This is a genomic window from Pseudomonas sp. NFX224 (assembly GCF_048565165.1).
GTDB lineage: Bacteria > Pseudomonadota > Gammaproteobacteria > Pseudomonadales > Pseudomonadaceae > Aquipseudomonas.
Genome location: NZ_CP183416.1, coordinates 5,097,569 through 5,118,109 on the forward strand (window position 1 = coordinate 5,097,569; position 20,541 = coordinate 5,118,109).

The following is a 20,541-nucleotide window of genomic DNA, read 5'->3' on the forward strand; positions in this document are numbered from 1 at the left end:
GTACAGGCTCTTTTCTGGCTGATCTCAGGACCGGTACATGACGCGGCTCTACGATGCACGAGGCAACATCTATAGGGTTGTGGCGCCCGAGGCGCTGCGCCAACTGGGTATCGCCGTACCCGATCAGGCCGGTCACGCCGCGCAAACCCGTGAAGCGTGGGCGTTGGCGGCCATCGAGGCGTGTTGTTCCTGGGCTCCGGGCACGCAACCAACGGGGAGCAAGGACCATTGCAGTGACGGTCTTCTGGTGGGCCCGTTCCAGTCCTCGCCGCCCTTCGATTTGTTGATCGTCAACACCGACGGCACCCTGGCCGAACGCAGTGGCAATGGACTGACGATTTTCTCCCAGGCGCTCAGCGACCAGGGGCTTTTGCCAACCGATGAAGTCTGCGAACTCAGGGTTCACCACGACAAATCCGACACCCCTTCACCGGGGCAGACATCGGTGAAAGCCGCACAAGTCGAGGGCGTGCAAGGTTTCTGGCTTGACCTGGGCCGGCCAGGGTTCGGGCCGGCGGCGGTTAGTGCCGTTGGCGTCGAAACGGTTTTGTTGAACGGCCGCGAACTCAGCCACATTCACCCCTTGTCAGCCCTCAATGGCGCTTGGTCGTGCAGCCAGTTCGCGCGGGTCGGCAATCCCCATTGCGTGACGCTGGTGGACAGCGCCGAGCACTTGCCGAGCAACGAGCAGATGCGCGAGCCGGTGTTGGGCGAAGGGCTGACGCGTATCGCCTATGCCATGCCGACCGGGGCAGGGCGGCCATGTCCGGCAGGGATCAACCTGCAATGGGCAATGCATGGGGCTGGGCAGCAGGTGGTTGCACGAGTATTTGAACGAGGCGAAGGGCCGACGGCGTCGTCGGGGACCAGCGCCAGTGCGGTGGCGTGTGCGGCGTGGCGCGTGGGTTGGGTCTGTGCCGGCGAGGTGAAAGTGACCATGCCCGGTGGTACTGCGCCGATTTTGCTGGAGGAAGAGCAGGGGGAGTTGAGTCGGGTCAGCTTGTTTGGGACGGCTCGATTGATTGGTTGAGTCGCAAATCGCTATCGCTAGCAGGCGAGCTCCCACAGGTTTTGTGAACGACATAAAACCACTGTAGGAGCGAGCCTGCTCGCGATGGAGTCAGGTCAGTCAAAGCAACCCTCAGCTCAGACCGCCGAACTCCACCACCGGCATCGTCCGCTTCATCAACACCTTGCCACCGCGCACCGAATACAGCGGCAACCCCTGGCTGCGGATCACCTCGTAGTCACTCTCGGCAGAAAGAATCAGCAAGTTCGCCGGCCGCCCCGGTTCCAGTCCGTAGCGATCACCCAGGGCCAGGGCTTTGGCGCTGTTGTCGGTGACTAGGTCCAGCGCGTTTTGCAGGTTGCGGTAACCGAGCATGTGACAGATATGCAGCCCCGCCTCGAGTACCCGCAAGATGTTGCCATTGCCCAGCGGATACCACGGGTCGACGATTGAATCCTGGCCGAAACACACGTTCATGCCCGCTTCCAGCAACTCGTTGACCCGGGTCACGCCCCGGCGTTTCGGGAAGTTGTCGAAGCGACCTTGCAGGTGAATACTTTCGGTAGGACAGGAGACAAAACTGATGCCGGAATGCCCGAGCAGGCGAAACAGTTTGGCGCAGTAGGCGTTGTCGTAAGAACCCATGGCCGTGGTGTGGCTGGCGGTGACCCGCGAGCCCATGTCGCGACTGCGCGCTTCTTCGGCCAGCACTTCAAGAAAGCGCGAGTGCGGGTCGTCGGTTTCATCGCAATGCACGTCCACCAGACAACCGGTGCGCTCGGCCAGGTCCATCAGGAACTTCACCGAACTGACGCCCTGATCGCGGGTGTATTCGAAATGTGGAATGCCGCCGACCACGTCGGCGCCCATGTGAATCGCTTCTTCCATCAAGTCCCGGCCGTTGCGGTACGACTCGATGCCTTCCTGAGGGAACGCGACGATTTGCATGTCCACCAGGTGACGGCTTTCCTCGCGCACTTCGAGCATGGCCTTCAGCGCAGTCAGTTGCGGGTCGGTAACGTCAACGTGGGTCCGTACATGCTGGATGCCATGGGCGGCGAGGCTTTCAAGGGTCTTTTTGGCTCGGGTCTTGGTGTCTTCCAGGGTGATGGTCGCCTTGCGCTCGCCCCAGCATTCGATGCCTTCGAACAGCGTGCCGCTCATGTTCCAGCGTGGTTCGCCGGCGGTCAGGGTCGCGTCGAGGTGAATGTGCGGCTCGACGAAGGGCGGCACCACCAGATTGCCGCCGGCGTCTAGATCCTCTGGCCCCAGGGTGGGCGCCTCGGTCTGGCGGGCGATGTTGCTGATCAGGCCGTTTTCCAGGTGCAACTCATGCAGGCCATCCTGGTTGCGCAGCCGGGCGTTGATGATGTGCATCAGGAGAGTCCTTTTAGAGGTCCGGTCATTGTCCTTACGTTAGCTCGGTTGTTCACAGCAGATCAAATGTGGGAGCGAGGTGGTCAGGAAGATTTTTGCCGGGGTAGAAACCGCAGCAGCGCAGCGACAATGGCTTCAGGCGCATCTTCCTGCACCAGATGCCCGGCGTTCGGGACCGGATGGAATTGCGCGCCGGGAATCATTTGCTGCAAGGCACGCCCACGTTCGATGGGAATCCACTGATCGTCTTCGCCCCAGAGAATCTGCACCGGGCAACGAACCGTCGGGTACAGGCCCTCGGCCTCGCGGGTGTAGCGCTCGTCCATCTGGGCGATCTGCCGATAGAACGCCGCTTGCCCCGGATCACCCAGCCACGGTTGCACATAGGGTGCGAGTTCATCGTCGGGGATTTCGCGCTTGATCGCCCCGCGAATGTAGGTCGGCACGATGGCTCGCTGAATGTAGTCGGGCAACCCACTGAACGCCGCTTCATGCTGACGTACATGCTGCACGAACGGCGAGCCCCAGGGTGTCAGCGCCACCGGGTCGATCAGCGTCAGGCTGCGGTAGTCCTTGCCGTTGAGCAGGTGCGCGCGCAGGACGGTCGCACCACCAAAGTCATGGGCCACCACGTCGGGATTATCCAGGCCCCAGTGTTCCAGCAGTTGCGCCAATAACTCGTTCTGCACGCCCAATGAAACGTCACCCTCGACTTTCTCGGATTGCCCATAGCCGAGCAGGTCGAAGTAGTGAATGCGGTGCGTGGTGATGAAATGCGGCGCAATCCTGTGCCATACATAAGAAGAGAAGGGCGTGCCGTGCACGAACACCAGCGGCGGGCCATCACCGCGTACGGCATAGCGAACGGAGTGCCCGTTGAAGCGATAGGTCTGAGGTAATGGCCAATCAGTCATGCGCGTGTCCTCTTGGCGGGTGCGAGCCAAAAAGCATAGGCATAAAAAAACAGCCTTTGAAGGCTGTTTTTTGTATCACTGACGAAGCGCATACCCACTGTAGGAGCGAGCCTGCTCGCGAAAGACGTTAACGATAACGCGATGTATCTGGAAAACCGCGGTGTCTTCACGTCCATCGCGAGCAGGCTCGCTCCTACAGGGTTTTGCATTTGTTGGCAGGTTTACTCGCCGCGATAGATGCAACCGCTGGTGCAGGTCTCATGGATGCGAATCGCGCTGAGTTCCGGCAGCAGCGGCTTGAGTTCCGCCCAGATGAATTTGGCCAGCACTTCACTGGTCGGGTTTTCCAGACCAGGAATGTCGTTCAGGTAGTTGTGATCCAGACGCTCGTACAGCGGCTTGAAGATCGCCTTGATTTCCGAGAAATCGCGGATCCAGCCGGTGTGCGGATCAAGATCGCCGCTCAGGTGAATCGCCACTTTGAACGAGTGACCGTGCAGGCGTCCGCACTTGTGGCCGTCCGGGACGTGAGGCAGGCGGTGGGCGGATTCGAAAGTAAACTCTTTGAAAATTTCCACAGTGTTTTTAGCTCTGTTCAGGTGACGTTCGCCGCAGCGATTCGGGCAGGCGGCGAGTTTAACAGCTTGTCCTGACTAAAGGGTCAGCAAGCGTTCGCCAAGGCGACCGTTGGCGGCCAGTTCGAGAAACTCATCGCCCATGCGGCGGCTTTCATCCATCGCTGCGCGCCAGTATTTCTGCCGGCTCGGCGCATCACCCATGAAGCGCTTGAAGTCGTTTCGGTCCGGCAGTTTGCCGTAAGGCAGGCGCGCCAGGTATTCCTTCGACGGTGCCAGCAACAGCACATTTTGCAGGCGTTGCGGACACGCACGGCGCCAAGGCAGGGACTTGTCGAACCAGCCGGGAATGACTCGGTCGGTGAAATGCGGATAGAGCACGATGTCATCGCCGCTGTAGGGCAGGTCGAGGTGATAGTCCAGCAAACCGCCGTCGCGGAACGTGCCGGCACCAGCGCCCGGCAGGTCGCGTACGCCTTCCATCACCATCGGGATCGACCCCGAGGCGAGCAAGGCCTGGCGCAGATTGTTGGCATCGAGTGCGACGAAGCGCGACGGGAAGTCGTTCAACGCGTTGACCGGTGGCGCCAGGCGCGGGTCGTGGATGATCAGTCGCTCGAAGTGCCGCGACAGCCGGGCGCGACTGCGCAAGTTGTCGGCGATCACCGATGACAGGCCCAGGCCCAATCGACCGCGATGATCGTCGGCAAGCAGGCCGTGGCTTTTGACCACCATGATGTTCAAGCGGTAATGGGCGTTGTCGAGGAGGGTGGCATCGCGACCGTCGAGCAAGTCATCGAGCATGCGCCGCGAACTCTGGCTGATCTGCGCCATGGTCACGCCCTTGGCGAAATTCTGCTCGGTGTAGAGGTGGCCGAGACGGCGTATGCCTTCGGCGGCGTCCGGCAGGCAGGCACTGGCGAAGCGCCAGGAGCCCACCGAGGCACCGATCAACGAGCGCTCCCGTGGCGCCGCCGGCAGCCATTCGCCGAACAGCGCCAAATCCAGCCCCTGAATCCCCAGTGCCTTCGGGCCACCCGCAGCGCCCGGCAGTGTGCCGACATCGGCGGCGTTCAAACCGTTTTCACGAATGCGCGCCAAGGCACGTGGCCCGGCCTTGAGCGTCAGGGAAGGGAACTTGATGTGGATGGCGGTCATACCGGTCTCGAATGTTGGCAAGCGGGGAATTATAAACACCACACACCCTGTAGGCGTGAGCAGGCTCGCGCCTACAGGGTGTGTGGTTTGGCCAATGATGGCAATTCAGTTTCAATTAAGTTCATATCGCTAAGGTGCACCCCGTAGGCAACACATAAAAGATTACGGAGACACCCATGAAAACCCTGACTGCCCTGTTCACCGCGTCCATCATCGGCCTCACCGCCAGCATCGCCCACGCCCGTGATTTGGGGCCGGATGAAGCCTTGAGGCTGCGCGACGCTGGTACCATTGTCTCGTTCGAAAAACTCAACGCCACCGCACTGGCCAAACACCCGGGCTCCACCGTCACCGAAACCGAGCTGGAAGAAGAGTACGGCAAGTACATCTACCAGATTGAACTGCGCGACCCGCAGGGCGTCGAGTGGGATCTGGAATTAGACGCGGTCAGTGGGCAGGTACTCAAGGATCATCAGGATTCGTAATGACGCTGTTTTCATTTACACACTGGCGCGCCGGCAGCCGATGGGCACTGGCGCTGCTGGCTTTCTGCTCGGTGGTCATGGCCCGTGACCTGGACCAGGACGAAGCCCTGCGCCTGCGCCAGCAAGGTGTGATCCTGCCGCTCGAGCAGTTATTGCAGCAGGCGCTGGACCGCTATCCCGGCGCCAAACTGCTGGAAGCCGAGCTTGAAGAGAAGCACGACGTCTACATTTATGAAGTCGAGTTGCTGACCACCGAAGGCGTGGTCCGTGAGCTCGACCTCGATGCCGCCACCGGCCGTTTACTGAAAGACAAGGAAGATTGACCGATGCGTTTGCTCCTGGTGGAAGACCACGTGCCCCTGGCCGACGAACTGATGGCCGGCCTCAATCGCCAGGGATACGCCGTGGATTGGCTGGCCGACGGTCGTGACGCAGTGCATCAGGGCAGCACCGAACCTTATGACCTGATCATCCTCGACCTCGGTCTACCAGGCGTTCCGGGGCTTGAAGTGCTGGAGCAGTGGCGGTCCGGTGGACTGGCCACGCCGGTGCTGATCCTCACCGCCCGTGGTTCCTGGGCCGAGCGAATAGAAGGGCTCAAGGCCGGCGCTGACGATTACCTGACCAAACCTTTTCATCCTGAAGAACTGCACCTGCGCATCCAGGCGCTGTTGCGCCGTTCCCATGGCCAGGTCAATCAACCGACGCTCAAGTCTGCCGGGCTGCAACTGGATGAAGGGCGGCAATGCGTGACCCGCGACGGTGCGGAGGTCCAGCTGACCGCCGCCGAGTTCCGGTTACTGCGTTATTTCATGCTGCACCCCGAGCAGATCCTCTCCAAAAGCCACCTCGCCGAACATCTCTACGACGGTGAAACCGAGCGCGATTCCAACGTACTGGAAGTCCACGTCAATCACCTGCGGCGCAAGCTCGGCAAGAGCGTGATCGAAACCCGTCGCGGCCAGGGTTACCTGTTCGGCGGGCAAGCGCGGTGAGGTCAATCCAGCGGCGCTTGAGCCTGGGCCTGATCAGCGTGATGGTGGTGGTCGGCCTGATCCTGGCGCAAACTAGTTTGTGGTTGTTCGAAATGGGCCTGCAACGCTACCTCGAAGCCGGATTGCGCAATGACAGCGAGAGCCTGTTATTGGCCCTGGTGCGTGGCCCGCAGGGATTGCAGCTGGATGAGCGACGCCTGTCACCGGCCTATCAACGACCGTTTTCCGGGCATTACTTCCGTATCGATTTTGCCGACAGCCATTGGCGCTCCCGTTCGTTGTGGGACCAGGAACTGCCGCGCCTCGACCATCCCGGCCTGCACAGCAACCTGCAATTGGGCCCGGAAGGGCAGCAGCTGCTGGTACTGCGTTCGGACTATCGTCGCCTCGGCCAGTCGATCTCGATCAGCGTGGCACAGGATTACACGCCAGTGCGCGAGAGCTTCCAGCGGATGCAACAGGTCGGCCTCGCACTTGGGCTGGCGGGGTTGCTGCTGATTCTGGTGTTGCAGCGAATCACCGTGCGCCGTGCCTTGCGACCACTGGAAAAGGCCCGCGAGCAAATCGCCCAGTTGCAACAGGGCCAGCGCTCGCAACTCGACGATCAGGTGCCAGTGGAACTGGAGCCGCTCGTAGCGCAGATCAACCATTTGCTGACCCACACCGAAGACAGTCTCAAGCGTTCACGCAATGCCTTGGGCAATCTCGGTCACGCCTTGAAAACCCCGTTGGCGGTGCTGTTGAGCCTGGCGTCGAGCGAACAACTCGACGCGCATCCGCAACTGCGCAAGATCCTCAAGGATCAGTTAGAGCAGGTGCAGCAGCGGCTCAACCGCGAACTCAACCGCGCTCGCTTGTCCGGCGATGCACTGCCGGGCGCACTGTTTGACTGCGACGCCGAGCTGCCGGGATTACTGGCGACACTGAACATGATTCACGGCGAGCACCTGGACCTGAGCTATCGCGCCCCGACGGGGCTGCAACTGCCGTGGGATCGCGAGGACCTGCTGGAACTGCTGGGCAATCTGCTGGACAACGCCTGCAAATGGGCGGACGCCGAGGTTCGCTTGAGTGTGGTCGAGACCGCGGATGGCTTTGAGCTGAGCGTCGAAGATGACGGGCCGGGCATCCCCGAGGACCGGCGCGATCAGGTGTTCAGTCGTGGCACACGGCTGGATGAGCAGACTGACGGGCATGGTTTGGGGCTGGGTATCGTGCGCGATATCGTCGACACCTGGGGCGGGGTGCTGCGTTTGCAGGAGAGCGAGTGGGGCGGATTGAAAGTGCTGATCGAACTGCCAAAACGCATCTGAAGCCACACCGCAAACCCTGTAGGCGTGAGCCTGCTCGCGATGGCGGCGTGTCAGCCAACATGTTCATCAACTGACACGGCGCTATCGCGGGCAGGCTCGCTCCTGCATTGGTTTATGTGGTGTCAGGCTCAGGTGTGATGAATCTCCCTATCCTTGGTTTCCGGCATGAAGAAAATACCCAGGACCGCCGTCATCACCGCGATCACGATCGGATACCACAGCCCGTAGTAGATATCACCGGTCGCCGCAACCATGGCGAACGCCACCGTCGGCAGAAAGCCGCCGAACCAGCCGTTACCGATGTGGTAGGGCAGCGACATCGAGGTGTAGCGGATGCGCGCCGGGAACAGTTCAACCAGCCAGGCGGCAATCGGGCCGTACACCATGGTCACGTAGATCACCAGGATCGTCAGCAGCAACAACACCATCGGGTAGTTGGTCTTGGCCGGGTCGGCCTTCTCGGGGTAACCAGCCTCTTTGAGGGCGGTAACGAGCGTGGCAGTGAAGGCGTCGTTCTGGGTCTTGAAGTCGGCGGCCGGCACACCGGTGCCCTCGAAACTCTGGATCACTTTCTCACCAATGTGCACCTGCGCAACGGTGCCGGGCTCTGCCTTCACGTTTTCATAGGGGATGGCCCGTTTGGCCAACACAGTCTTGGCCAGGTCGCAGGAGCTGGTGAATTTGGCCTTGCCCACCGGGTCGAACTGGAACGAACACTGGTCGGGATTGGCGATCACCGTCACCGGGTTTTTCTCCTGCGCGATGAACACGTCAGGGTTACCGTACTGGGTCAGCGCGTGGAAGATCGGGAAGTACGTGAGCGCAGCGAGGATGCAGCCGGCCATGATGATGCCTTTGCGGCCGATGCGGTCGGACAGGCTGCCGAAGATCACGAAGAATGGCGTGCCGATCAGCAGCGAGCCGGCGATCAGCAGGTTGGCGGTCTGCGGATCGATCTTCAGCGTCTGCAACAGAAAGAACAGCGCATAGAACTGCCCGGTGTACCAGACCACGGCCTGGCCGGCAGTACCACCGAGCAGGGCCATGATCACGATCTTCAGGTTATCCCAGCGGGCGAATGACTCGGTCAGCGGTGCCTTGGACGACTTGCCTTCAGCCTTCATTTTCATGAACACCGGCGACTCGCTGAGTTGCAGGCGGATATACACTGAGATGATCAGCAGCAGGATCGACAGCAGGAAAGGAATCCGCCAGCCCCAGGCTTCGAAGGCTTCAGTGCCCAGGAGGGTGCGGCAAGCAAGGATCACCAGCAGCGAAAGAAACAGGCCGAGGGTCGCGGTGGTCTGAATCCACGACGTGAAGAAGCCGCGCCTGCCTTTCGGCGCATGTTCGGCGACGTAGGTCGCCGCACCGCCGTATTCACCGCCAAGGGCCAGGCCTTGCAGCAGGCGCAAGGTGATGAGGATGATCGGCGCTGCCACGCCAATGGTCGCGTAACCGGGCAGGAAACCCACCACCGCTGTGGAAATACCCATGATCACAATGGTGATGAGGAAGGTGTGTTTGCGCCCGATCATGTCGCCCAGCCGACCGAACACAATCGCCCCGAATGGCCGCACGGCAAAGCCTGCGGCAAAGGCGAGCAAGGCAAAAATGAAGGAAGTGGTCTCGTTGACGCCGGCGAAGAAGTGCTTGGCGATGATCGCGGCGAGGGAGCCATAAAGGTAAAAGTCGTACCACTCGAACACGGTGCCAAGGGACGAGGCAAAGATGACCTTGCGTTCCTCCTTGGTAATCCCGCGATTGGGCGCACTGCCTGTCGTTGTGTTGTCGATTGCCGCCATGAGTTTTCTCCGTTGTTCTTGTTTTAGGCCGGAGCACCTCTCAATTTTTTGCCGTACCCGGGCCATTGGACACAGACTGACGGCCTCGCATCGCTGCAAGGTTTCATGAAGCATAATCGGCTTTGGGTAGATATCCACTCGCCATCATGAATGAGAAATCGACATGTGCGCAAAATCTGTAGGCGCCGAGCTTGCTCCGGGCAGCGTTCCGACGATGGCGCTGTTTCTGACACATTGATACTGAATGTGTCGGCGCCATCGCCAGCAGGTGGGAGCCCACAGGGGATCAGTGGGACTTAGACCCGGAACTGATCCATCAAACCTTGCTGATGATTGGCCAGGCAGTTAAGCGACTGGCTCACCCGCGCCGATTCATTGGCCTGCCCCGACAGCGACTCGGTCACGTCGCGAATGGTCGCTACGTTGTTGTTGATCTCCTCGGCCACTGCGCTTTGCTCTTCGGCGGCGCTGGCGATTTGCAGGTTCATGTCGCTGATCACGGTCACTGCGTCGCCGATCTGCCGCAGCGCCGTCACGGCCTGCCCAACCTGTTCGACGCTGCCCTGGGCCTGGCGATGACTGTTGCCCATCGAGCCGACCACATCCTGAGTGCCGCTTTGCAGTTGCTCGATCACCAGGCGGGTTTCTTCGACCGACTCCTGGGTGCGCCGCGCCAGGTTGCGCACTTCATCGGCGACCACCGCAAAACCACGCCCGGCCTCACCGGCACGCGCCGCTTCGATCGCCGCGTTGAGCGCCAACAGGTTGGTCTGTTCGGCGATGGCGCGGATGACTTCCAGCACCGAACCGATTTTCTCGCTGTTGGCCGCCAGGCCTTCGACCTGAACCATGGCCGCGCTCATGTCGGCGGCGAGGGTGTCGATGCTGGTGGTCGTGCGGTCAATCACGGACAGACCCTGACGGGTTGCCTGATCAGCATCCTTTGCAGCCTGTGCCGCTTGGGCAGCGCTGCGGGCGACGTCCTGGGCGGTGGCGCTCATTTCGTGGGACGCGGTGGCGACCTGATCCACCTGACGGTATTGCTGCTCCATGCCGGCGCTGGTTTGGGTGGCGATGGCGGACGACTGGTCCGCCGTGCTGCGGGCGTCCTGCACCGAGCGTTTCACTTCGGCAATGATCGGTTGCAGCTTGTCGAGGAAACGGTTGAACCCGCCGGCCAACTGCCCCAGTTCGTCCTGTTTGTCGTAGGCCAGGCGGCGGGTCAGATCGCCTTCACCGCTGGCAATGTCTTCAAGCATGTGCGCCACGCCGAGGATCGGTTTGGTCACGCTGCGCGCCATCAGCCACACCAGCAACAGGCCGATCAATGCGGCCAGCACGCCCAGGCCGAGTTCGGTCAGGGTGCCGGCGGTGTTGCTGTCATCGAGTTGTTTTTTCAGGCGTTCGGCAGGGCCGACCAGCACTTTCTCCGGCACGTCGAGCAACACGCCCCAGGCTTTGCCGTCCGGAATCGGCTGGAACGGCGCCAGCACTTTCAGTTGTTGGTCGCTGTGCAGGGTGCTGGTCTTGCTGCTGGTGGCGAGCAGGCGCATCAGCTCGGCGCCGCTGGTCTTGTCCACGGTTTCCAGGCGCTGGTTGAGCTTGCTCGCGTCCGTGCTGTAACCGGCCAGCAAACCGGCCGGGCTGACGATGCTGACGCTGGTCTGGCCGTCATAGAGTTTCTTGCTCGCGCTCTGGCTGAGGGTTTGCAGGCTATTGAGGTTGATATCCACCGACAGCGAAGCGATGACCTTGCCGTTGACCATCAGCGGGAACACGATGCTGGTCATCAGCACGTTCTGGCCGTCGATCACATAAAAGTAGGGTTCGATCACGCAGGGCTTGAGGCTGGTACGCGGGCAGGTGAACCAGGCGTTGGCCGCCTCGCCGCTGGGACCGGTGCGGGTGTCGGCGATGTCGCTTTCCGGCAAGGGCATGGAAGACAGCTTGCCCGGCGTCGGTTGCGACCAGTACAAGGCGAAGCGACCCTTTTCGTTACTGCCGACCTCGCTCTGATCGGCGAACAGTTCATCCTTGCCGTCCAGCCCGTTGGGTTCGAACACCAACGACAAACCGAGCAATTGCGGATTGGCTTGCAGCGCCGACTTGACCTGACGGGTCAGGTCTTCGCGCAGGTCGAAGGCATCGAGAAAGCGTTTCTCGGCCTGGTCGCGCAGAAACAGCACCTGCCGCGAAAAGCCGTGGCCATATTGATAGGCGTCCATGAACTGCTGGCGAATGACCAGCGCCTGGTTTTCACCCTGGGATTCGATCCGCGCCTGAGCCGCTTCAGTCAGCATCTCCATGCTCGAGGCTTTCACCAACTCGGAGCTGTGCTCCATGCGATACAGCGAAAGACCCACCAGCAGGGTCACGATGCCTGCCAGGCACAGCCCGGCCAGCAGGGTGATTTTCCATTGGATGGAAAGTTGTCTGAGCGACATGGAGACGTCCTTATTCGATAAATATCTGAGACTTTGCACTGTAACGGCCAGAACTCAGCTTTCTTTACGCCAAAACGTACACAGGCTTGTCCTGGCTTTGACAAGGCGGCAGCGGTCCGGCAAAGTGCGCGCCCTTCTAATAAGACCCATTCTTTAACCCGCTGGTGACTCATGCAGACGCCCGGCCGGACTCTTTTCGCTTGTCTGGAGTAACGAAATGAATGCAGTAATTGCCGCTGTCGGCATCATGCTGATACTCAGCCTGTCCCGCGTGCATGTGGTGATCGCGCTGATCGTCGGTGCTTTGGTGGGCGGTTTGACCGGTGGTCTGGGGATCGATGCGACGCTGAAAGCCTTCAACAGTGGCCTCGGCGGCGGGGCGACGGTGGCGTTGTCCTATGCGTTGCTCGGTGCTTTCGCGGTGGCCATTGCCAAGTCCGGCATGGCCCATGCCCTGGCCGACAAGGCCTTGGCCATGGTCGATCGCCAGCACGCCACAGGCGGTGGTCAGGTCAAGTGGTTGTTGATCGGCCTGCTGTGGGTGGTGGCCATTGCCTCGCAGAACATCTTGCCGATACATATCGCCTTCATTCCCTTGCTGGTGCCGCCGCTTCTGTATGTCCTGACCAAGTTGCAACTGGATCGCCGGTTGATCGCCTGCGTCATTACCTTCGGCCTGATCACTCCGTACATGTTCCTGCCGGTGGGTTTCGGCAACATCTTTCTCAATGAAATCCTGCTGGCCAACGTTGCGCGCAGCGGCGTTGACATCAGCGGCATCAACGTCACCCACGCCATGGGTATTCCGGCGCTGGGCATGGTCACGGGCTTGTTGATCGCGTTTTTCAGCTACCGCAAGAAGCGTGTCTACGACCTGAAGAAAATCGAGCAAGTCGAGCAGGTGGCGGTGCAGTACAACCCGTTGAGCCTGCTGGTGGCCGGTGTGGCGATTGCGGCAGCCTTCATTATCCAGTTGCTGCTGGACTCGATGATCATTGGGGCGCTGGCGGGTTTCCTGATCTTCTCGGTCTCGGGCATCGTCAAATGGCGCGACACCGACGATCTGTTCACCGAAGGCATGAAGATGATGGCAATGATCGGCTTCATCATGATTGCAGCCTCCGGGTTTGCCGAAGTGATGAAGGCCACCGGTGAAGTGCAAACGCTGGTCGAATCGTCGGCGGCGTACATCAATCACAGCAAGGGTGTGGGCGCCTTGTTGATGTTGCTGGTAGGTTTGCTGGTGACCATGGGAATCGGTTCGTCGTTCTCCACCGTGCCGATCCTGGCGGCGATCTTCGTGCCGCTGTGCGTGCAACTGGGCTTCAGCCCTTTGGCGATCGTGTGCATCGTCGGCACCGCCGGCGCCCTTGGTGACGCCGGGTCGCCAGCCTCGGACTCGACCCTCGGCCCGACCTCCGGCCTGAACATCGACGGCCAGCATCACCACATCTGGGACACCGTGGTCCCGACCTTCCTGCACTACAACCTGCCGCTGCTGGCGTTTGGCTGGGTGGCCGCGATGGTGCTGTAACCCCGATACCCCTGTAGGAGCGAGCCTGCTCGCGATAGCGGTACATCAGACACATTAATGTTGAATGTGCTGACGCCATCGCGAGCAGGCTCGCTCCTACAGGGGATCTCCAGTGTTTCCAATGATCGCGTTCAACTTTTGACCCGGCGTGCCGTTAAAGCCTTTACCCACGCCAACAAAATCAAAAGAGTGAACGTCATGCGCATGAGCCTGAAGGCTAAAGTCCTGTCCCTTGCCGTCCTCCCGGTGTTGCTCTTCGCGCTGGTCATCAGCCTGACCACGTTGTTCATCCTGCAGGGCCAGGCCCGCCATGAAGTCGAGGAAACCCGCGAGCGCCTGCTCAGCGATGCCAAGGCGACCCTGCAAAGCTATGTTGCCGTGGCCATGACCACCATCAAGCCGCTGTACGACGCTGCCGCTCAAGGCGACGACGCCGCACGGGCCCAGGCGATCAAGTTGCTGTCGAACATCAGCTACGGCAAGGACGGTTACTTCTTCGGCTACGACTCCAACACCGTGCGCCTGTTCAAGGCCAAGGATCCGGAAGGCGTGGGCAAGAGCTTCAAGGACAATCGCGACCCGAACGGTGTCTACGTCAACCGCGATCTGGTGAAAGTCGCCAAGGAAGGTACGCATTACCTGCAATACAGCTCGCCGCTGCCGGGCAACAACCAGGTGCTGGTGCCCAAACTCGGCTACACCGAATACCTGCCCAAGTGGGACATGGCGGTGGGTACGTCGGTCAACCTCGACGGCATCGAAGCGCAAGTCGCGGTGGTCGAGGCCAAGGTTCAGGAGCGCGTGCAAGGCGTGGTGCTGAGCATTGTCGGCGTGGCGGTGGTGGTGCTGTTGCTGATCGCTGCGGCCGGGATGCTGTTGGCCAACACCATTCTGCGTCCGCTGAATCTGATGAAAGCCAACCTCGACGACATCGCGGCGGGCGAGGGCGACCTGACCCGTCGCCTGACCATCACCAGCCAGGACGAACTGGGCGAACTGGCCGGCTCGTTCAACCGTTTTGTCGACAAGATCCATGGCTTGGTGCGCCAGATCACCGAAATGACCTCGCAACTGACCGGGCTGGTGACTCAGGTGTCCGACCAGGCCAACCGTTCGGACCAGGCCATGGAGCGCCAGCGTCACGAAACCGATCAGGTCGCCACGGCGATCAATGAAATGTCCGCCGCCGCCCAGGAAGTGGCCAAGAGTGCGCAAAACGCGGCGGTGGCCGCCCAGCAGACCGACGAAGAGGGCCAGGCCGCCAAGCGTGTGGTGGCCGGCAGCATCGTCAAGATTCATGCGCTGGTGGATGACATTCGCAGCAGCGGCGTATCGCTCGACAGCCTGCAAAAAGACGTATCGTCGATCGTCAGCGTGCTCGGGGTGATCCGCTCGATTGCCGAGCAGACCAACCTGCTGGCGCTCAATGCCGCCATCGAAGCGGCCCGCGCTGGTGAGGCGGGGCGCGGGTTTGCGGTGGTCGCCGATGAAGTACGGGCACTGGCCAGTCGTACGCAAATCAGCACCCAGGAAATCCAGGGCATGATCGACCGTTTGCAGGCTGGCACCCAGTCGGCGGTGGAAGCCATGCGCCGCTCCAGCGAGGCCGGTGACGGTACGTCGGCGCAGGCCAACGAGGCGGGCGCCTCGCTCGACACCATGGCGCAGTTGATCGCCACCATCAATTCGATGAACGCCCAGATCGCCAGCGCCGCCGAAGAGCAGACCGCCGTGGCCGAAGAGATCAACCGCAGCGTGCATCAGATTGCGGTGGCGGTGGATAACGTTGCCGATGAAACCCAGCTGGGTGCGCAGACCTCGCGCAGCCTGGCGGACCTGGGCCAGCGGTTGGGCAGTCTGGTCGGACAGTTCCGGATCTGACGGTACAGACACCAAACCTGTGGGAGCCTGCTCGCGATAGCGGTACATCAGACACATCAATGTTGAATGTGCTGACGCCATCGCGAGCAGGCTCGCTCCTACAGGGTCAGGGCCTATCCCAGTAAGGCACTTCGCCAAAGCACTCAACAAAGTAATCAATCACCGTCCTGACCTTCACCGACAAGCGTCGGCTGCCCGGCCAAAGCACAGCGATTTGTTGTGGTTCAAAGCTGTTGGATACCTGATAGTTCCTCAGCACCGGCACCAGCGTGCCGTTGCGCATCGCCTCACCGATCAACCACGACGGAAACATCACCAGCCCCAAGCCCTGTTCGGCGGCTTGCGTCAGGGTGTCGGCGTGGTTGCCGGTGATCGGCCCTTTCACCGAGTACGGCGTCCACTGTTGCTGGCCCTTGCGGAAAAACCAGCGTTGCAGCCCGGACACGCCTTTGTAGGCCAGGCACTGATGTTTGGCGAGGTCGTCAGGATGCTGCGGCGTGCCGTGGCGTTCCAGGTAAGCGCGACTTGCCGCGACCTGAAAGCGCTGGGGCGCCAGAACCCGCGCCTGCATGCTGGAGTCGTGCAGCGGGCCGATGCGAAACAGCAGGTCTGCGCCTTCCTGCAAGGGTGCGACGTAGCTGTCGGTCTGCTGGATATCCAGTTGCAGTTTCGGATAGCGCGCACACAACTGCCCCAGCCACGGCGTCAGATGCCGCTGGCCGAACACCACCGGCGCATTGATCCGCACCAGCCCGCTTGGTTCGCTTTGCTGTTCCTGCAACGCCTGTTCGGCTTCCTCCAGTTGCACCAGCACCAATCGCGCGTGATCACCCAGCACTCGCCCGGCCTCGGTGGGCGTCACGGCGCGGGTGTGACGGTAGAGCAATTGCTGGCTGAGGGCCTGCTCCATCAGTTGGATCTGTCGGGAAATTGAAGAGGGCGCCAGGCCCTCACGGCGGGCGACTTCGGAAAAACTACCATGGTCGAGTACCGCGACAAACAGCCGAAGTGCCTTGAATCCCAGTTCGTTCAGGCCGTGCATGGTGAGTCCTGCTGTGCGATTTACGCAAAAGTGTTGTCTGGATGCTGCCATTTATCGCACACCAACGCCAACCGATAATTGTGGGTGCGGGCAAGCCCGCTCCCACAAGGGTTCCGTGTTTCTCCGATGATAGGTGTTCCTCTATGCAATCTTCTTTAATCGACGACGTCAGCGTTGTCACCACGCCCACAAGCAAACCCGGGTTGCGGCTGTTGCTGCTGCCGCTGGTGATTCTGGCCGGTATGGGCCTGTCCGTGGAGGCCGGTGTGCTGGGGCCGTTGGGCGTACAGGTCGGTCACTTGTGGGCGACCTTGAGCATTTTCGGTGTCGGCTCGGCGATCCTGTTTTTCCTGTTGCTGCTCAGCGGCCCTCAAAAGGGGCCGGTCCTGAGCGAGCTGCCGCGCTGGCAATTGATTGGCGGTTTTCTCGGGCCGATCTATGTGGTTGTGCTGACGCTGGCTACGCCGCATATCGGTATTGCGATGACCATGATCGCGATTCTTTCCGGGCAGGTTGGCAAAAGTGTGCTGATTGACCATTTCGGCTGGTTCGGCGCCACCCCTAAAAAGGTCAACGCTGAACGCTGGCTGGCCTTGCTGCTGATTGTTGTGGCGCTTGTTCTGATTGCTCGGGGGTGATGATGAATCTGATTATTTTGTTGGCGGTGGTCGTGGCGGCTGGCGCGGTTTTGAGTGTGCAAGCGGCGATTAATGGGCGTTTGGGAGAGACGGTCGGTGTGTTGCGCAGCAGTTTGCTGACCTTCGTGGTGGGCGCGGTGCTGACCGGGTTGCTGATTGTGTTTTTCGAACCGGCTCATGCGGTGAGCCTGCTCGAGGTGCCGAAGTGGCAGCTCGGCGGGGCGCTGTTTGGGGTGGTCTACATGATGGTCATGGTCGGCGCGGTGCCGCGGGTGGGGACTGCGGTGGCGACAGTGGCGGTGATTGTCGGGCAGTTGGGGATGGGGATGTTGATCGATAATTTTGGCTGGTTGGGGAATCCAGCTATCGAGTTGTCGGGGGGGCGGGTGTTGGCCATGGTGTTTTTGGGCTTGGCGCTTGTGTTCATGTATCGCAGTAGTCGGCGTGCGGTTTGACCTTGGCGGCCTCTGGGCCGACCAGGCTCTTGGTTGATTGTCTACATATCCGTTGCTGCGGTGACGGCGGCTGGCCTGTTGAGTGCTGAAAGCCTGGGTGTACGCCGTTTCCCTATAGGGAGCCTGCCTGCTGGCGATAGCGGCCTCCCGGCCAGCCAATCTCTTCCAGCTTTACCCCTGCCAACTCCTACACTGGTAAAACGGGCCATCAACCCAACCCACGACGACCACCACAAAAGGAGTCAGCTCCATGACCGATGAACGTAAATGCGACTGCCCAAAATGCAACTGCAAGCTCGGTGAGCATCCGATCGTGCGGCACGGCAAGCACTATTGCTGTGAAGCCTGCGCCAAGCATCACGAGCACGGCGAAGAGTGCAGCCATCAAGGCTGCAAGTGCGCCCACTGACCACTGCGACACTCAGGAAAAGTGGAGCTTGATCAGGCTCCACTTCCAGTTGATCGCCGCCAGCCGCTAATTCGCCGGCCGCCATTTGACGTTTTCCACGCCGAATTTTTCAGCCATCGGTTTGCTGGTCTTCTGTACCTTTTCACGGCCAAAACGCGGGATTCTTCCGATCCCTGCGTCACAACTCGCCCAATGCCAGGCCTCGGCGTTGTCCATTTTCTCCAGACGGATGATGAACGACTTGGGGGCGCCATGAAGGGTGTACTCAATGACGAAAAGTTTTGCGTTGTTCATAAAGCCCTACTTCCTCCCTGTTGTACTTAGAAGGATCGCGGGCCACCGGGAAAATTCAGTCGGATTGTCAGGCGGTTGCCGTCACTGGCGGCATCTGCGTCGCATCGTTACCATGGTATGTCCCCCCAACCCCAATGATCATTGACCATGGCCCTTGCCGCCCCGCCCGATCTGAGTGATACCGATGTGCCGGTGCAACCGTTGGCGCGCACTTACCCGCGCGGGTTGTTCATCGAACCGCATGAGCATGTCTGGGGGCAATTGCTGTACGCGATGAGCGGGGTGATGTGGGTCGAAACGCCGCATGAAGCGCTTGTGGTGCCGCCGCAACGCGCCGTGTGGTTGCCGCCGGGCGTACCTCACGGGATTCGTGTGGTGTCGGACCTGCAAATGCGCAATATCTATCTGCGCCCATCCCTGGCCGCGACGCTGGATGACAGCGTGCAGGTGATCGAGGTGGGCGGGTTATTGCGCGAATTGATCGTGGGCCTGGTGGAGGAGGGCCACGACGGTGCTCCCGAGTATTATGAAGCGTTGGTGGGCCTGGCGTTGCTGGAGCTCAAGCGGGCCAGGCGCTCGCTGCTGAAGATACCGCTGCCGGACGATTCCGACCGGCGTTTGATGAATCTCTGTCAGGTCGTCATGGCCCAGCCATCACTGGATATTCCTTTCGAACAACACGCCGAAAACGCCGGTGCCAGCGTGCGTACCCTGGCGCGGTTGTTCAAGGATGGCCTGGGCATGGGTTTCGCCGAGTGGCGGCGGCAGGTGCAACTGGCGATGGCGGCGGCGGAGTTGATCCAGGGTGTGCCGGTCAGTGCGATTGCCCGGGAACTGGGCTATTCGCCCAGCAGTTTCAGCGACATGTTCCGTCGGGCGCTGGGCGTCGCGCCTTCGCAGTATTCAGCCAGCCAACGCCAAGGTTGAGTCGAGCCGGGGTTTGGCCGAAATTCAGAAGCACTTGGCCGGCGTTCGCGGTCCTCCCTCTTTAGACTCCAGGCATACCTCAATCGCCCACGGAGTCTGCCATGAGCTACTTCATTTCATTGGTTATCGGGCTGGGTGTCGGCCTGCTCTACGGCGCCCTGGATTTTCGTTCGCCCGCGCCACCGGCCATTGCGCTGATAGGCCTGCTCGGCATGCTCGCCGGTGAAAAACTCTGGCCGATGGGCCGGCAGTTGGTCGCTGGCTGGATCTCCTGAAAACCGCTTCGCCTACTCGATGGATACATTCATGAAAGCATTACAGTTCGACAAAACCGGCGACCTCGCGGCCCTGCGCTACGTCGACGTGCCGACGCCCGTTGCCGGTGCGGGTGACGTCCTGGTGGAGATCAAGGCCGCCGGCCTCAATCCCAGCGACGTGAAGAACGTTTTGGGACGCTTTCCGTACACCACGCTGCCGAGGATTCCCGGCCGTGATTTTGCCGGCGTCGTGGTGCAAGGCCCGCAAGCGCTGCTTGGGCAGGAGGTTTGGGGAACGGGACGTGAATTGGGCTTCTTCGCCGATGGCTCCCATGCGCAGTTCGTCAAACTGCCGGCCAATGGAGTCGCCCTCAAACCGACGCATTTGAGCTTCGCTCAAGCCGCCAGCCTGGGCGTGCCCTACACCACGGCGTGGGATGCACTGGAGCGCAGCCTGGTGAGTGCCGAAACCCGTTTGCTGGTGATCGGTGGCGGGGCGGTGGGCAGTGCCGCGCTGGCACTGGCGAAAGTCCGGGGTGCAAAGCTGCTGGCGGCGGCGCGTCGGCCGGAGCAGGTCAAGGACTTGCAGGCCCAGGGTTATCAAACGCTGCAACTGGATAAACCCGAGGATCTGGGTGCGCAAGTGAACGCTGTGTTCACGGGTGGCGCCGATGTGATCTTCGACACCACCGGTTTCTGGCTGCCAGCCTCCGTTTCGGCGTTGGCCACGTTCGGGCACATTGCAATCATCGCCGCGCCAGTCGATGGCATGGTGCAGTTGCCGGCGCTGGCGCTGTATCGCAAGGGCGGTTCGGTGGTGGGGATCAACTCGTTGTTGTATGGCGTGCAGGCCTGTGCGGCGATGCTCGATCAGTTCGGCAAGTTCTTCGATCAGGACTTGTTGCCGTTGCCTCAGGGGCTGTTCGAATCGCCATTGGCAGAAGGACTGGAGCGTTACGCGGAGGTGAATCAGGGCAGTGGCGACAAGGTGATTCTGTTGCCGTAAGTCGATCCTTCAAAATGGGGTTG

At 60.9% G+C, this 20,541-nt stretch carries 20 protein-coding genes and 3 pseudogenes; 14 read left to right on the plus strand and 9 right to left on the minus strand.

All coding sequences use genetic code 11. The features are described from left to right. Positions 1–37 precede the first annotated feature (37 nt). Positions 38–1,030, plus strand: a complete 993-nt coding sequence (locus ACNYC6_RS23210) for a diaminopimelate epimerase (protein ID WP_419709336.1) — start codon at positions 38–40, stop codon at positions 1,028–1,030. Positions 1,031–1,141: 111 nt separating this feature from the next. Here the strand turns inward: ACNYC6_RS23210 and codA are convergent, their stop codons facing one another. From codA to ACNYC6_RS23230, 4 genes are all read right to left on the minus strand, one after another. Beyond that, a complete protein-coding gene (gene codA / locus ACNYC6_RS23215; protein ID WP_419709337.1) occupies positions 1,142–2,386 on the minus strand; it encodes a cytosine deaminase in 1,245 nt (414 codons plus the stop codon). 83 nt (positions 2,387–2,469) lie between these two features. After that, complete coding sequence (locus tag ACNYC6_RS23220; protein ID WP_419709338.1) at positions 2,470–3,300, minus strand: alpha/beta fold hydrolase; 831 nt, start codon at positions 3,298–3,300, stop codon at positions 2,470–2,472. Positions 3,301–3,521: 221 nt separating this feature from the next. Beyond that, positions 3,522–3,878 carry a 6-carboxytetrahydropterin synthase QueD gene (gene queD, locus ACNYC6_RS23225; protein ID WP_008056290.1) on the minus strand — a complete coding sequence of 119 codons (357 nt, stop codon included), beginning with the start codon at positions 3,876–3,878 and terminating at the stop codon, positions 3,522–3,524. Positions 3,879–3,953: 75 nt separating this feature from the next. Next, positions 3,954–5,033 carry a patatin-like phospholipase family protein gene (locus tag ACNYC6_RS23230; RefSeq protein WP_419709339.1) on the minus strand — a complete coding sequence of 360 codons (1,080 nt, stop codon included), beginning with the start codon at positions 5,031–5,033 and terminating at the stop codon, positions 3,954–3,956. 176 nt (positions 5,034–5,209) lie between these two features. Here ACNYC6_RS23230 and ACNYC6_RS23235 point away from each other — a divergent pair, with 176 nt between their 5' ends. The 4 genes from ACNYC6_RS23235 to ACNYC6_RS23250 all read left to right on the plus strand — a co-directional run bounded on the left by ACNYC6_RS23235 (position 5,210) and on the right by ACNYC6_RS23250 (position 7,826). Continuing rightward, positions 5,210–5,518, plus strand: coding sequence for a PepSY domain-containing protein (locus tag ACNYC6_RS23235; protein WP_419709340.1), 309 nt, complete (start codon positions 5,210–5,212; stop codon positions 5,516–5,518). A gap of 77 nt (positions 5,519–5,595) precedes the next feature. Further along, positions 5,596–5,841 (plus strand): PepSY domain-containing protein, encoded by a 246-nt coding sequence (locus ACNYC6_RS23240; protein WP_416129231.1) that lies wholly within the window; start codon positions 5,596–5,598, stop codon positions 5,839–5,841. Between the two features lie 3 nt (positions 5,842–5,844). Beyond that, positions 5,845–6,513: a response regulator transcription factor gene (locus tag ACNYC6_RS23245; RefSeq protein ID WP_419709341.1), complete on the plus strand. Its 669-nt coding sequence runs from the start codon at positions 5,845–5,847 to the stop codon at positions 6,511–6,513. Beyond that, positions 6,510–7,826 carry a sensor histidine kinase gene (locus ACNYC6_RS23250; protein WP_419709342.1) on the plus strand — a complete coding sequence of 439 codons (1,317 nt, stop codon included), beginning with the start codon at positions 6,510–6,512 and terminating at the stop codon, positions 7,824–7,826. Before ACNYC6_RS23245 ends, ACNYC6_RS23250 begins: the two co-directional genes overlap by 4 nt. Positions 7,827–7,954: 128 nt before the next feature. On the opposite strand, the gene ACNYC6_RS23255 is transcribed toward ACNYC6_RS23250, so the two are convergent. From ACNYC6_RS23255 to ACNYC6_RS23265, 3 genes and pseudogenes are all read right to left on the minus strand, one after another. Then, entirely contained in the window at positions 7,955–9,631 is a 1,677-nt protein-coding gene (locus ACNYC6_RS23255; RefSeq protein ID WP_419709343.1) for an MFS transporter, read from the minus strand. A 296-nt stretch (positions 9,632–9,927) separates the two neighbouring features. Then, positions 9,928–10,683 (minus strand): methyl-accepting chemotaxis protein, encoded by a 756-nt coding sequence (locus tag ACNYC6_RS23260; protein WP_419713002.1) that lies wholly within the window; start codon positions 10,681–10,683, stop codon positions 9,928–9,930. A 150-nt stretch (positions 10,684–10,833) separates the two neighbouring features. Next, a pseudogene (locus tag ACNYC6_RS23265) lies at positions 10,834–12,075 on the minus strand (chemotaxis protein); the annotation flags it as partial. Positions 12,076–12,292: 217 nt separating this feature from the next. On the opposite strand from ACNYC6_RS23265, the gene ACNYC6_RS23270 reads away from it, so the two are divergent. The 3 genes and pseudogenes from ACNYC6_RS23270 to ACNYC6_RS23280 form a co-directional block, all read left to right on the plus strand. Then, on the plus strand, positions 12,293–13,609 hold the full coding sequence (locus ACNYC6_RS23270; RefSeq protein ID WP_419709344.1) for a Na+/H+ antiporter family protein: 1,317 nt from the start codon (positions 12,293–12,295) through the stop codon (positions 13,607–13,609). A 204-nt stretch (positions 13,610–13,813) separates the two neighbouring features. After that, a pseudogene (locus tag ACNYC6_RS23275) lies at positions 13,814–14,584 on the plus strand (cache domain-containing protein); the annotation flags it as partial. Between the two features lie 318 nt (positions 14,585–14,902). Continuing rightward, positions 14,903–15,490: pseudogene (locus ACNYC6_RS23280) on the plus strand (methyl-accepting chemotaxis protein); the annotation flags it as partial. Between the two features lie 106 nt (positions 15,491–15,596). On the opposite strand, the gene ACNYC6_RS23285 reads toward ACNYC6_RS23280, so the two are convergent. Further along, a complete protein-coding gene (locus ACNYC6_RS23285) occupies positions 15,597–16,532 on the minus strand; it encodes a LysR family transcriptional regulator (protein ID WP_419709345.1) in 936 nt (311 codons plus the stop codon). A gap of 143 nt (positions 16,533–16,675) precedes the next feature. On the opposite strand from ACNYC6_RS23285, the gene ACNYC6_RS23290 reads away from it, so the two are divergent. The 3 genes from ACNYC6_RS23290 to ACNYC6_RS23300 all read left to right on the plus strand — a co-directional run bounded on the left by ACNYC6_RS23290 (position 16,676) and on the right by ACNYC6_RS23300 (position 18,034). Further along, positions 16,676–17,170: a DMT family transporter gene (locus ACNYC6_RS23290; protein WP_419709346.1), complete on the plus strand. Its 495-nt coding sequence runs from the start codon at positions 16,676–16,678 to the stop codon at positions 17,168–17,170. After that, positions 17,170–17,625 (plus strand): DMT family transporter, encoded by a 456-nt coding sequence (locus ACNYC6_RS23295; RefSeq protein WP_419709347.1) that lies wholly within the window; start codon positions 17,170–17,172, stop codon positions 17,623–17,625. The genes ACNYC6_RS23290 and ACNYC6_RS23295 overlap by 1 nt, the downstream gene beginning before the upstream one ends. Before the next feature lie 250 nt (positions 17,626–17,875). Beyond that, positions 17,876–18,034 carry a metallothionein gene (locus ACNYC6_RS23300; RefSeq protein ID WP_419709348.1) on the plus strand — a complete coding sequence of 53 codons (159 nt, stop codon included), beginning with the start codon at positions 17,876–17,878 and terminating at the stop codon, positions 18,032–18,034. Positions 18,035–18,100: 66 nt separating this feature from the next. Here ACNYC6_RS23300 and ACNYC6_RS23305 read toward each other — a convergent pair whose 3' ends face one another. Next, positions 18,101–18,328 (minus strand): DUF6555 family protein, encoded by a 228-nt coding sequence (locus ACNYC6_RS23305; protein ID WP_338582022.1) that lies wholly within the window; start codon positions 18,326–18,328, stop codon positions 18,101–18,103. A 147-nt stretch (positions 18,329–18,475) separates the two neighbouring features. Between ACNYC6_RS23305 and ACNYC6_RS23310 the strand changes: the two genes are divergently transcribed. The 3 genes from ACNYC6_RS23310 (at position 18,476) to ACNYC6_RS23320 (ending at position 20,518) form a co-directional block, all read left to right on the plus strand. Then, entirely contained in the window at positions 18,476–19,255 is a 780-nt protein-coding gene (locus tag ACNYC6_RS23310) for an AraC family transcriptional regulator (RefSeq protein WP_419709349.1), read from the plus strand. A gap of 101 nt (positions 19,256–19,356) precedes the next feature. Next, positions 19,357–19,530, plus strand: coding sequence for a DUF1427 family protein (locus ACNYC6_RS23315; protein ID WP_192304656.1), 174 nt, complete (start codon positions 19,357–19,359; stop codon positions 19,528–19,530). A gap of 31 nt (positions 19,531–19,561) precedes the next feature. Continuing rightward, positions 19,562–20,518 (plus strand): quinone oxidoreductase family protein, encoded by a 957-nt coding sequence (locus ACNYC6_RS23320; protein ID WP_419709350.1) that lies wholly within the window; start codon positions 19,562–19,564, stop codon positions 20,516–20,518. The last annotated feature ends 23 nt before the right edge of the window (positions 20,519–20,541 follow it).